Consider the following 12612-nt stretch of genomic DNA (forward strand, 5'->3'; position numbering starts at 1 on the left):
TCTCGGGGTCGGTCCGTCCCCCGTCGCACCGAGCCGCTATCGGCGGCTGATCTCGTCTTGCTCCTTCACGACGCGCGTCTCCGCCTCCCCGCTGGACACCTCGTTCGCGAGGTCGTAGAAGTCGTTCTGGAGTCCCGCGGGGAACGTGACGACGCCGACCCACGAGCCGTCGTTCTGCCACTCCTCGCGCTCCAGATCGCCGAACTCGCGTACCTTCGCCTGCCCGGAGCCGGCGTAGTCGGCCGGGAGCTGGACCGCGACCGTCACCTCGTCGAACCGGATCGGAATGACGGGCCGTAGCGCCTCCAGCGCCTCGTCGATCTGGTTCTCCACCGGCTCCATCGGGTCGACGGTGAACCCAGCCTCCTCGAGTGCCCGCTCGATCCGCTCGGGCGGATGGGGCGCGTCGTCCATCTGTGGGTTCACCGCGTTGCGCGTGATCCGGTTGACGAGCTGTTTGTGCTTCTGCTCCAGCATCTCCTTGCGCTGTTCGGCGGTGATCTGGATCTCCCCGCGCTCGACGACCTCGGGAATGATCTCCAGCGGATCGGTCGTGCCGAAGACCTCCTCGACGTCCTCCTCGGGCGGTCGGTCGCCGCGGGAGGCGTTCTCGAACACGTCCTCGGCGGCGATCACGTCCTCCAACTCGCCGTCGAACTCGCCGCGCTTGATCTCCAGGGCGGCGTCCGGGTCGATGAGCACCTCGAAGCGCGTACCGTGGGATTCCAGCCGGGCGGTGACGGCTTCGTCGAGTGATATCATGGGTGGTGGTTCCGCGGCCGTGATTAAAAGGTATCCGGCGGACGCAACCGGCCCGGCGCGATCCCCGTCGTCAGATCACTCCAGCACGGTCTTCTCCTTCGTCACGACCTCCACGTCCGTGATCCGGGTGCTCGGATACCCGCCCGTCGCGTCCTTCTCGGCGGCCTTCACCATGTCCCAGACGACGTTCAGGCCGGTCGTGACGCCCTCCAACGCCTCCATCTCGCAGCCCGTCTTCCCGGTCGTCTCGACGGCGACCTCCAGGTCGATGCGGTCGTCGAACACCGAGAAGTCGGTGTCGACGTTCGTGATCGGGATCTGATGACACATCGGGATCGTCTCCCAGGTGTGTTTCACCGCCTGCACCGCGCCGACCCGGGCGGTCGCGAGCACGTCGCCCTTCTTCACCCCGTTGCCGCGGACGGCCTCGACGGTCGACTCGGTGAGGTGGATCGTGCCGCGCGCCACTGCCCGGCGGGAGGAGTCGGGCTTGTCGCCGACGTTCACCATCTGTACGTCGCCGGCGTCGTCGGTGTGGGTGAGATCGTCGTCCGCGTCGTGGTCGTCATGGGCGTCGTCCTCGTCGCGGTCGTCATGGGCGTCGTCGTCGCTCATGTCACACCCCTTCGTCGCGGAGGGCTTGTGGGATCCGGTCCGGGAGATCCGACGCCGCGAGGCCGTCGCCGAACTCGTCGGCGGCCGAGTCGCCGGCGCGACCGTTCGCCCACGCCGCGAGCGCGGCCGCCCGCAGCGGCGACTGGATCTGCGCGGCGAGCGCGCCCGTCATCCCGGCAAGCACGTCGCCGGTGCCGCCGACGGTCATCCCCGGGTTGCCGGTCCGCCCGACCCGGGTGTCCGTCCCGTCGCTGATCACGTCGTAGCGGCCCTTCACGAGGAGCGTGTGGCCCATATCCCCCGCGAACTCCGTGACGAGGTCGGCGCGTTCGCGCCAGTCACGGGCGGTCTCGCCACCCATCTTCCGTAGTTCGCCCTGATGGGGCGTACAGATCAGTTCGGCGTCGGTGTCGACCTCGGGGACGACCTGCAGCGCGTCGGCGTCGACGACCGCGCGGCCGTCGTAGCCGGCGAGGAACTCGACGACGGCGTCGAGCGTCGCGTCGTCGCTGCCGAGTCCGGGACCGAAGACCACCGTGTCTTGGTCGGCCGCGCGGTCGAGCAGGTCGTCGACGTGCCGCGGGGAGAGGTGGTCGCCGTCGAACGCGCGAACGATGAGGTCGGGACCGTACCCCTGGATCTCGCGGGCGACGGGCTCGGGGCAGGCGACTCGGACGAGGTCGGCGCCGGCGCGGAGCGCGGCGCGGGCGGCCAGCGCGGGCGCGCCGGTGTATGGTCCCCCGCCGACGACGAGCACCTCGCCGTTGTCGCCCTTGTGGGAGTCGGCGTCGCGGCCAAGCGCCAGCAGGTCGCCCGGGCCGACGAACGTCTCGGCGGCGTCGGGGATGCCGATGTCCGCGACCGTCACGTCGGCGTCGAGACCCGTGAGTCCCGGCTTGTCGTCGTGGAAGGTGACGACGGCGTCGGCGTCGACGGCCACCCCCGTGGCCTCCCCGGTGTCGGCGTCGACGCCGGACGGCACGTCGACCGAGAGCACCGGCACGTCGGCGGCGTTGAGCCGGCGTGTGACGGTCGCCTCCGGCTCGCGAAGCGCGCCGGTCACGCCGGTTCCGAGCATCGCATCGACGACGAGGTCCGGGGCGATCTCGCCGAGGTCGAATCCGCGGGAGTCGGCGACGCTTCGGGTAGGCAGGTCGCTCGCGACGAGCGCGTCCCAGTTCTCGCGGGCGATGTCGGTGCGGATCGTCCCCGGCCGGCCCAGCAGGAGGGTCTCGACCTCGAACTCGTCGAGGAATCGCGCGGCGACCATCGCGTCGCCGCCGTTGTTCCCGCGGCCGCAGATCAGGTGGACTCGGTCGCCGGCGTCGACCCGATCGCGGACCGCGCGGGCGACGGCGTTGCCCGACGACTCCATCAGCTGTTTCGTCGAGACGCCGAGCGCCGCGGCGTTGCGGTCGACCATCGCCATCCGCTCGGAGGAGATCATGTGTCGGCTCGGCGTTCGACGGGCAGGGGGTAAAGCGCGGGGGTGAGATCACCGACAGGGAGTCCGCTCCGGGCGCTCCGGGCGTTCGAACGGCCGTACCCGGGGGGATACGTGTCGCGGATCGATCGGCGACGGCACGCTCCGCCGGGCTGCTCACTGATCGAGCAGGTGGTCGGCCTTGTACAGCAACACGGGGAGAAAGATCATCGCCAACGTGAGCAGCGCGAGTTCGAGCAGGAACTCGTTGTACCGGTTCGCGTCGAGGAGGATCTGCGTCTCCCCGTGGGCCCACATCGTCCCGAACAGCCCCCACAGTATCGTCAGAGAGGCGATCGCGGCGGTGAGAACCCCGGCCGCGACGAGTCGCGTGAGATCCATCGATTCAGGCGACGCCTCCCCCGGATGTGCGACGGACGGCGTCGTGGGCGAGTCGGATCCGTCGGAGTGTACGCATGGGTATCGACTGAGACGTTACTCACGAGTGCCATTGTTATGATGGCTGTACGAACGGTTCATCGCCTCCTGACCCGCCGCAGAAGGGCCGCCCGCCGGCGTTCGCAGAACCCGCCGGTGGGCTCGGGATCGATCGACGATCCGTCCCGATCCGCTCGATCGGAACCTCGAAGCACTCGGTTCGACCGGCGGACTCTACTGCGACTGCCGGTACACGAGGTTGCGCTGCACCTCGCTTGCGCCCTCGTAGATCACGGGGATACGCACGTCGCGGTAGACCCGGGCGATGCGGCGCTCTGTGAGGATCGAGCGACCGCCGTGGAGCTGCATCCCGCGCTCGGCGCAGTCGACGGCCGTCTCCGTCGACTTGAGCTTCGCCATCGCGGCCCACAGCCCGGCGTTCTCGCCCTCGTGGAGCTTCTCGGCGGCGCGCCAGTTGAGCGAGCGCGCGGCCTCGAACTCGGTGCGCATGTCGGCCAGGTCGTGCTGGACCGACTGGAACTCCGAGATGTTCCGGCTGAACGCCTCACGGTTGTGGACGAAGTCCCACGCCTCCTCGATGGCCGCCGCGGCGAGGCCGATGCCGTGGCCCCCGACGACGACGCGGCCGTGGTTGAAGAAGTCCGCGAGCATGTAGAAGCCGCCGCCCTCGGCGCCGATCAGGTTCTCCTCGGGAACGAAGCAGTCCTCCATGACGATGTGTCCCTGCTTGGACGCGCGCATCCCCATCTTCTCGGGGATGTGCTCGGCCTCGTAGCCGTCGCGGTCCGTCTCGACGATGAACAGCGAGTAGTTGCCGTAGCGGTCGTCGGAGTCGCCGGTCTTCGCGTAGACGGTGAGCCAGTCGCCCTCGACGGCGTTGCCGACCCAGTACTTCTCGCCGGTGATCTCGTAGCCGCCGTCGACCTTCTCGGCCTTCGTCGTCATTCCCGCGAGGTCCGAGCCGGTCTGCGGCTCCGACACGGCGAGCCCGGAGATCTGGTCGCCCTCGGCGACGGGGCGGACGTACTCCTCGCACTGCTCGTCGGTGCCGTAGTCGTAGACGAGCTCGTTGCCGAACGACGCGAGCATCATCGTCAGCCCGATGCCGGCGTCCGCGCGGTAGAACTCCTCGGCCATCGCGAGCATCTGGTAGATGTCGAGCCCGCGGCCGCCGTACTCCTCGGGAATGTCCTGCCCGACCAACCCCGCCTCCTGGCCGGCCTCGAGCACCTCCCACGGGTAGTCGTCGGCCTCGAAGTGCTCCTCCGCGACCGGCGCGATGTGTTCCTCCGCGAACTCGCGAGCCTCCCGCTTCACGTCACGCGCGTGTTCCGGAACCAGCGACTCGTCCAGCAGACCGAGGTCCGTGTTCATGTGTGTTACACGGGAACGCCCGAACATAACGTCGGTGGAACTTCCGACCCGAGGTTCCGCGTTTACCGGACGGGATCACTCCTCGTCGTCGGGGACCTCGTCCGTCCCCTCCGCCGTGTCGACAGCGTCGGGATCGCCGGAACCGTCGGCACCGTTGGGGCCCCCGGTGCCGTCCCCACCGTCCGCATCGTCCTCGCTGTCCGTGCTGTCCGCGCTGTCCGCACCGTCCCCGGCGCCTTCGGATCGGGCCGTCCTCCTCTCGGGGTCGGCGATCTCGCCGGCGTCGTCCGGATCGGCCGCTCCGCGGTCGGCGTCGCGGGCGCGTTCGAGTCGGTCCCGCACGGCCGGTCGCTCGACGGTGCCGGACACGGTCCGGGGAAGCGCCTCGGCGAACGCGATCGTGCGCGGGATCTTGAACCCCGCCAGGCGTTCGCGGCAGAACGACTCGATGGCCGCGGCCGTCGGGCGGTCCTCGGCCGTCGCGGCCTGCTCGGCGGGGACGACGAGCGCGGCGACGCGCTCGCCCCACTCCTCGTCCGGCAGGCCCGCGACCGCGACGTCCTCGACGCCGGGATGCTCGCGGATCGCCGCCGCTACCTCGCCGGGATCGACGTTCTCGCCGCCGGAGATGATCCGGTCGTCGACGCGGTTGAGGACGTACACGTAGCCGTCCTCGTCGCGGTAGCCCACGTCGCCCGTCCGGAGCGCGCCGTCCTCGGTCACCGCCGCGTCGGTCGCGTCCGCGTCGCCGTAGTACTCCGCGGCGATCGACGGCCCGGAGACCACGAGTTCTCCCGTCTCGCCCGCCGGAAGCCTCGCCCCGTTCTCGTCGCGGACGGTCACGTCGGCCCACAGCAACGGTCGTCCCACGGTGCCGAGCCGGTCGAACGCCTCCCGGGGGCGCGCGGTCGCGATCTGGGAGGCGGCCTCGGTCATCCCCCACGTCGGGTGGACCGGAACCGAGAAGTCGCGACAGCGCTCGATCAGCGCGTCGGACGCGGGCGCCCCGCCGAGCAGGACCGCCCGCAGCGAGTCGGGGAGGGTGCCGCGCGCGTCGAGCATCCGCGAGAGCATCGTCGGGACGAGCGAGACGCCGGTCACGTCGTAGCGTCGGATGTCGTCGACGGCGGCGCCGGCGTCGAACGTCTCACGGAGGACGACGCTCGTGCCGTACAGCGTCGCCCGGTACAGCGGCATGATCCCGCCGGTGTGGTGCAGCGACAGCGTCGCGAGATAGCGGTCGTCGGGGAGCACGCCCAGTCGGAACGCCGAGGCGGTCGCCGACGCCAGCACGTTCCCCATCGACAGCGGAACGAGCTTCGGCTTCCCGGTCGATCCGGACGTGAACAGCATGACGAGAGCGTCGCCGCGACCCCACCGAACCGATGGCACGTCCCCCTCGGGTGCGGCGTCGATGTCGACCACGCGGTCGTCGTCGGGGTCGTCGACGGAGACGACCGGGACCGTCGACGCGGTCGCCTCCTCGCCCGGCGCGTCCGCACGGACCTCCCCGGGCACGTCGGTCACGGTCCCCGTGTCCGCCCCGTCGCCGTCCTCGCCGGGGATGTCGGCGTCGACGTCGGCGGGCTCGAAGCCGGCGACGGACCGCCAGCCCGTCGGCGTCGTGGCGTCGTCGTCATCCCCGCCGGCGCCCTCGTCGGGGTCGCCCCCGTCGGCGTCGCTCCCGTCGGTCCCGCCGCCGAGGGCCGCCGCGACGGCGACGGCCTCGGTGTCGTCCCCGCAGACGAGCGCCGTCGCGTCGGCGGCGGCGAGTTGGGGTTCGAGTTCCGCGGCGGTGAGTCGGTCCGAACAGGGGACGAGCCGCACGCCCAGCCGCATCGCGGCGTGGACGAGGGCCACGTACTCCGTCCGGTTGCCGAGGACGACCGCGAGGTGGTCTCCCGGTTCGATTCCCAGCCCGGCCAGTCGGGCCGACAGCGCCTCCACGTGGGCGTCGAGATCCGCGTACGTCAGCGACTCCCCCGAGGCCGCCAGCACGAGCGCTTCCGCGTCCGGGGTGGCGGCGACTCGGTGGGAGAGCCAATCGCGCATGGAGTCGGGATGACCCCGGTCCCACTACGCTCTTTCCATCGCCGCGGGGACCGGACGGCGATGGCTGGCGTCACCCGCGAACGTGACGCCGGGACGAGCCGGTTCGGAGCCGGCTCAGTCGAACAGGACCGCCGCCAGCGAGTCCGCCCCGCCGTCCTCGCCGCGACCGCGGCCGTTCCCGTTGCCGTTCCCGTTCCCGTTGCCGTTCCCGTTCCCGTTGCCGTTCCCCTTCTCGTTGCTTCCGCCCGCACCCTTGCCGTTTCCGCGTCCGCGCTCGCTGCCGAGGAGCGGCGGGGTCACCTCCACGTCGGTCGTGACGGGGAGATCCGGGCGCCCGGCGTTGGCCGAGGCGTCGTCGACGGCGCCGTCGGCCAGCGCCAGATCGGCGCCGAGGGCGTCGAGCAGGTCGTTCACGCGCTCGCGGTCGGCCGCGCGCCCGGCGAGCACGACGACCGCGCCGCCGCCGCGGGCGTAGCGACGCAGCGCCGCCAGCTCCGCGTCGTCGTAGTCCTGGGTCGGCGCGGAAACGACGACCGCGCGTCCGCGGGTCAGCTTCCGCATCGACGCGAGGTCGTTGTACTGCGTGAACCCCGTGTCGAGTCCCTCCAGGTATCGCTGGAAGTAGGCGGCGTCCTCGGCGCTGACCGACTCCTCGGCGGCGAACTGCCCGTGGCCGCCGTCGATCAGCACCTCGCCGGCGCGCGCGGTGAGGTCGTCCACGACGCCCGCGGTGAACTGGTAGGCGTCGTACGCCACCGGGTCGTCGACCGGCGCGTCGGGGCCGTCGTAGTCCTCCGCGATCGTCTGGGCGCCCACGAGCGCGACGCTCGCGCCCTCGTCGACGGCCGAAAGCGGCGCGCCCGGCATCGAGGCGGACTCGCCCGCACGGGCGACGATCTCGGCCCCCTCGCCGGCCTCGACGGGCGCCGCACGCGGGAACAGCACGCGCTCGACGCGAGAGGGACGGGTCGACGTGGACGCGCGCACGTCGCTGGACTCCCACACGCCGAGACCGCGCTTGCGGGCCTTCCGCTCGACCTCGATGAACTCGTCGTGGCGCGTGAGTCCCGAGTCGTACACCCGAGCGTACCCGCGCTCGAGGACGCGCCGGTTGAACAGGTCAGCGCGCGACCCGTCGCCGTCGGCGTCGTACCGGACGTAACACAGGAGCCGCCCGAACCCGCCACGAACGCCCTCCTCCGGGTCGAACGAGAGGTCGACCGTCGCGTCCGAGAGTTCGCCGACGGCCCACTCGGCGGACTCGCGGCCCCCCTCGAGGAGGGAGTCGTAGGAGTCGATCCCCTCCCACTCCTCCGCGAGTTCGGGGCTCTCCTCCGGGGTGGTCTCGGTCGGGTCGTACGTCTCGGGCGTGTCGAAGCCGAGCAGGCGGACCGTGTCGAAGTAGTCGGGCGCGTTCTCGCGGGGGATCCGAACGTCGACGGTGTCGCCGTCGGTCACGCTCACGACCTCAGCCGTGTACGTCCGGGAGGGGTCGACCTCGAAGCCGAGCCCCTGCCGGTCGGCGAACAGGTCGGCGTAGTCGTCGTCGAACCGGGTCGTCGTCGGGACGAACCCGATGCCGTCGTTGTTCTCCTCGTCGAGAACCTGGTCGTCGTTGAACCGGAACGCCAGTTCGAGCGCCTCCGCGATCTCGTTGAGGTTGTCCGTCGCGTCGAAGTTCCGGAAGTCCGACTGGTCGAACAGGAGCAGCCCGCCGCCGTCGGCGACGAACGCCGCGATCGCGTCGCGCTCGGCCGCGGTGAACCCCTCGCTGGGCGAGGTGACGACCGCGGCGTCGGCGTCCGAGAGCGCGGCGACGAGGTCGCCGTCGGTGCCCGTCGCCTCGAACGCGTAGCCGTTGGTCTCGGCGTACTCGATGAACGCGGCGTGGGCGTCGGCGTCGTAGAACTGCCCGTGCGTCTCGTCGAACGCGACCGTGCCCGACCCGGCGACGCGGTCGAGCGCGTTCAGGACGACCTCCTCGTTTCCGAACAGGAAGTCCGTGCCGTTCTGGACGATCGGCGCGCCGAAGGCGACGACGCCGTCGTCGACGCCCACCAGCGGGATCGGTCGGTCATCCGGGTACTCGACGGCGTCGCCGTTGCCGTCCTCGTCGGCGTTCGTCGCCGTCGGCTCCGCGCGCACCGCGACGAAGTCGGCGTCGGCGGCCGCCGGCTCGCCGTCGGCGCCGAGGAGGCTCGCCGTCGAGTCGAAGAGGAGTTCGTCCACCCGATCGCTGTCCGTCGACTCCGCTCGTGCGCCGGTCGTGCCGAGGGCGAGCGCCCCAGCGCTCGCGCCGACGCCGGCCAGGAAAGATCGTCGTCGCACGGGTGCATCCCACGACACTCGAACCATAATTCTATCGGGAGAATGGAACAAATTACTCCGGAGCGTTACTGTGACAACCGTCCACGTGGAGGTCGCTCAGTGCTCGACGAACTCCACGAGCACGCCGCCGGTGTCCCGCGGGTGCAGGAAGGCGACCTCGTGTCCCCACGCCCCCGGCCGCGGCTCCTCGTCGATCAGCTCGACCCCGAGGTCGCGAGCGCGGTCGAGCGCGCCCGCGATGTCGTCGGTCGCGAACGCCAGGTGATGGATCCCCGACCCGTTGCGGTCGAGGTAGCCGGCGATGGTCCCCTCGTCGCCGAGGGGTTCGAGGAGCTCGAGGTACGAGTCGCCCAGTTCGAGGAAGACGACCGCCATCCCGTCGAACTCCTCCTCGTGGGCGATCTCGCAGTCGAGGAGGTCCGCGTACAGCGCGGCGAGTTCGGCCGCGTCGTCGGTCGCGATCCCGGCGTGATCGAGGTGCATACGCGGCGGGTACAGTGCCGGGAGAATAAATCCGCCCGAACCCGGGTCGACAGCGGACGGGTCTCGGTTTCGGGTCCCGGGGCTACTGGCCGGGCTTGTACTCGCCGAACTCCTCGCGCATCACGTCGGAGATCTCGCCGACCGTCGCGTACGCCTTCACGGCGTCGACGATGTGCGGCATCACGTTCGCGTCTCCCCGGCAGGCGTCGCGAAGCCCCGCCAGCGCGTCCTCGACGGCCCCGGAGTCGCGGTCCTCCCTGAGCGCCTGTACGCGGTCGATCTGCGCCTGCTCCTCCTCCTCGGACACGTCCTCGAGGTCGACGTGGCGGTCCTCCTCCTCGACCTCGAACTCGTTGACGCCGACGATGATCCGCTCGCCCTCCTCGATCTCGCGCTGGCGCTCGAAGGCGGTGTCCTGGATCTGTCGCTGGACCCACTGGCTCTTCACGGCGTCGAGCATCCCGCCGCGGCGGTCGACCTCCTCGAGGATCTCGAACGCCTCCTCCTCGATGCCGTCGGTGAGGCTCTCGACGTAGTAACTGCCCGCCAGCGGGTCGATCGTGTCGGCGGCCCCCGACTCGTGGGCGAGGATCTGCTGGGTCCGCAGGGCCGTCCGAACCGACTGCTCGGTCGGCAGCGACAGCGCCTCGTCCTTCCCGTTGGTGTGGAGGCTCTGGGTGCCCCCGAGCACCGCTGCGAGCGCCTGATACCCGACGCGGACGACGTTGTTCTCGATCTGCTGGGCGGTGAGCGTCGATCCCGCGGTCTGGGTGTGGAACTTCAGCTGCTTCGACTTGGGGTTCTCCGCGCCGAAGCGCTCCTCCATGATCACCGCCCACATTCGGCGGGCCGCGCGGAACTTCGCGACCTCCTCGAAGATGTTGTTGTGGGCGTTGAAGAAGAAGGAGAGCTGCGGCGCGAACTCGTCCACGTCGAGGCCGGCGTCGACGGCGGCCTGCACGTACTCGATGCCGTCGCCGAGGGTGAACGCGATCTCCTGGGCGGCGGTGGAGCCGGCCTCGCGGATGTGGTACCCCGAGATGGAGATGGTGTTGAAGCTGGGGACCTCCTCCGCGCAGAACTCGAAGATGTCCGTGATCAACCGCATCGACTGCTCCGGCGGGTAGATGTAGAGGTTGCGGGCGATGTACTCCTTCATGATGTCGTTCTGGATGGTGCCGCGCAGCTCCTCGCGGTCCACCCCCTGCCGGTCGCCGACGGCGATGTACATCGCCAGCAGGACGGCGGCGGGCGCGTTGATCGTCATCGAGGTGGACACCTCGTCCAGCGGGATGCCGTCGAAGACGCGCTCGAAGTCCTCCAGCGAGTCGATGGCGACGCCGGACTTCCCGACCTCGCCGGCGGCCATGTCGGCGTCGGAGTCGTAGCCCATCTGCGTCGGGAGGTCGAACGCCATCGACAGCCCGGAGGAGCCCTGATCGATCAGGTACTGGAAGCGCTCGTTCGTCTCGGCGGCCGTGCCCATCCCGGCGTACTGGCGCATGGTCCAGAGGCGGCCCCGGTGCATCGTCGGGTAGACGCCGCGCGTGTACGGCTCCTCCCCGGGGTACCCCACGTCGTCCTCGTAGTCGAGGTCGGCCACGTCCTCGGGGGTGTACAGCCGCTTCACGTCCTGCCCGCCGGTGTCGGTGGTGAACTCCTCCTCGCGCTCCCCGAAGCGGTCGAGGGTCGGGGAGAGGGTCTCCTCCTCCCACTCCCGCTTGCCCTCGCGGATGGCCTCGAGATCGTCGGGGTCGAACATGACCGATCCATCACGCGCCCCCGGCTTAAGCGGACTGGAGCCGAGGCCGTCGGGGCGGTCGAGCCGGAGACGGCGGCGTCCACGTTCGCGACCGCGGCGGACGGGCGTCGACCACGACTGCGCACCGGCGACCACGACGGTCACGTCGCCGCGTCGTGTCGGGATTTATGTGGGTCCCGCCGCTGGAACTGTCCATGCAAGTCGCTCCGATGCAGGCCGCGCTCACCGCGGCGTACGTGTTCCATACCCTGTTCGCCGGCCTCTGGGTCGGCGCGGTCGTCATCACCGCCTGGAAGGTGATCCCGCTCGCGAGGGACGGCGACGCGAGCTCGGAACTGCTCGGCGGCGTCGTCTCGGGCGTGTCGACGATCACACGGGTCGGCGCGCTCGTGTTCCTCGCGACGGGCGGCCACATGGCCGCGACAGTGTACGGCGCGGAGGGGCTGTTCGCGCCCCCGCGGGGCCACGTCGTGCTCACGATGCTGGCGCTGTGGGTCGTCATGACCGGACTCGTCGAGGTCGGCGGGAGCAAGGTTCGCTCGGCGCTCGAACAGAACAAGGTTCGAACCGCCGCCCGCGACGCCGGCACCTTCTACAACGCCGCCGCGGTCATCGGGTTCGTCCTGCTCGTGCTCGGCGGCTACCTCTCGGTCTGACGGCGGTCCGCCCGGGTCACTCGCTCGCTCCCTTCTCGAACACCAGACAGTAGGAGTGATCGAACCCGTAGCCGTAGCTTCCGTCGGTGTCGTCGTAGCCGTCGCCCTCCCACTCGATCACGACCTCCCCGTCGAACCGAAACACCTCGCCCACGCGGTCGACCAGGTCGAACGCCAGCGGCGTGACGTGCTCGCCCACGCGGACGTTCACCACGTCGACGACGACGGTTCCGCCGGGCGCCATCGCCGACGCGACGCCGCGGAACGCGGCCTCGACGTCGTCGAGGTAGTCGGCGTACGTGCTCTCGCCCTCGTAGTTCTCGAAGGGGTTCAGGTCGATGTTGTGGGTCATGAACGGCGGCGACGTGAAACAGTAGTCACACGGCGGGAACCACGACCCGTCGAGGTCGAGGACGTCGCCGTGGCGCACCTCGCCGCCGTGGTCGTCGCCGAGGCGGTCGCGGATCGCGGCGACGCGATCCGTCTCGTACTCGACGCCGATGGGAACCCGGCCCAGTCGTTCGGCCGCCAGTAGCGTCGTCCCGAACCCCGCGAACGGGTCGAGCACGCGGTCGCCGGGATCGGTGTGTTCCCGGAGGAACCGCTCGACCAGCACGTCCGGGGTTCGGACCTCGTCGGCGTGGCCGTCAGGGAGCGGGTCGCGGTGGCCGAACTCCAGCGTGAGGTGGGTGTCCATC

Annotated in this window: 11 protein-coding genes; 1 reads left to right on the plus strand and 10 read right to left on the minus strand. The window is 70.5% G+C overall.

All coding sequences use genetic code 11. The features are described from left to right. Positions 1-36: 36 nt before the first annotated feature. The 9 genes from GRX01_RS12535 to GRX01_RS12575 form a co-directional block, all read right to left on the minus strand. Positions 37-762: a ribosome assembly factor SBDS gene (locus GRX01_RS12535; RefSeq protein WP_159667894.1), complete on the minus strand. Its 726-nt coding sequence runs from the start codon at positions 760-762 to the stop codon at positions 37-39. A gap of 75 nt (positions 763-837) precedes the next feature. Further along, positions 838-1377 (minus strand): cyclic pyranopterin monophosphate synthase MoaC, encoded by a 540-nt coding sequence (gene moaC, locus GRX01_RS12540; RefSeq protein WP_159667897.1) that lies wholly within the window; start codon positions 1375-1377, stop codon positions 838-840. A gap of 1 nt (position 1378) precedes the next feature. Next, positions 1379-2824 carry an NAD(P)H-hydrate dehydratase gene (locus GRX01_RS12545; RefSeq protein ID WP_159667900.1) on the minus strand — a complete coding sequence of 482 codons (1446 nt, stop codon included), beginning with the start codon at positions 2822-2824 and terminating at the stop codon, positions 1379-1381. Between the two features lie 153 nt (positions 2825-2977). After that, positions 2978-3202: a hypothetical protein gene (locus tag GRX01_RS12550; protein WP_159667903.1), complete on the minus strand. Its 225-nt coding sequence runs from the start codon at positions 3200-3202 to the stop codon at positions 2978-2980. A gap of 270 nt (positions 3203-3472) precedes the next feature. After that, positions 3473-4633 (minus strand): acyl-CoA dehydrogenase family protein, encoded by a 1161-nt coding sequence (locus GRX01_RS12555; protein ID WP_159667906.1) that lies wholly within the window; start codon positions 4631-4633, stop codon positions 3473-3475. 75 nt (positions 4634-4708) lie between these two features. Continuing rightward, positions 4709-6685 carry a class I adenylate-forming enzyme family protein gene (locus tag GRX01_RS12560; protein ID WP_159667909.1) on the minus strand — a complete coding sequence of 659 codons (1977 nt, stop codon included), beginning with the start codon at positions 6683-6685 and terminating at the stop codon, positions 4709-4711. 114 nt (positions 6686-6799) lie between these two features. Beyond that, complete coding sequence (locus tag GRX01_RS12565; protein ID WP_201289593.1) at positions 6800-9013, minus strand: DUF4350 domain-containing protein; 2214 nt, start codon at positions 9011-9013, stop codon at positions 6800-6802. A gap of 96 nt (positions 9014-9109) precedes the next feature. Then, positions 9110-9496 (minus strand): methylmalonyl-CoA epimerase, encoded by a 387-nt coding sequence (gene mce, locus GRX01_RS12570; RefSeq protein ID WP_159667916.1) that lies wholly within the window; start codon positions 9494-9496, stop codon positions 9110-9112. An 82-nt stretch (positions 9497-9578) separates the two neighbouring features. After that, positions 9579-11258, minus strand: a complete 1680-nt coding sequence (locus tag GRX01_RS12575; RefSeq protein WP_159667919.1) for an acyl-CoA mutase large subunit family protein — start codon at positions 11256-11258, stop codon at positions 9579-9581. A 194-nt stretch (positions 11259-11452) separates the two neighbouring features. Here GRX01_RS12575 and GRX01_RS12580 point away from each other — a divergent pair, with 194 nt between their 5' ends. Continuing rightward, entirely contained in the window at positions 11453-11914 is a 462-nt protein-coding gene (locus GRX01_RS12580) for a CopD family protein (protein WP_233741011.1), read from the plus strand. Between the two features lie 16 nt (positions 11915-11930). On the opposite strand, the gene GRX01_RS12585 is transcribed toward GRX01_RS12580, so the two are convergent. Beyond that, entirely contained in the window at positions 11931-12611 is a 681-nt protein-coding gene (locus GRX01_RS12585) for a DNA methyltransferase (RefSeq protein WP_159667922.1), read from the minus strand. Between the last annotated feature and the right edge of the window lies 1 nt (position 12612).

Source organism: Halobaculum saliterrae, assembly GCF_009831625.1.
Classification (GTDB): domain Archaea; phylum Halobacteriota; class Halobacteria; order Halobacteriales; family Haloferacaceae; genus Halobaculum; species Halobaculum saliterrae.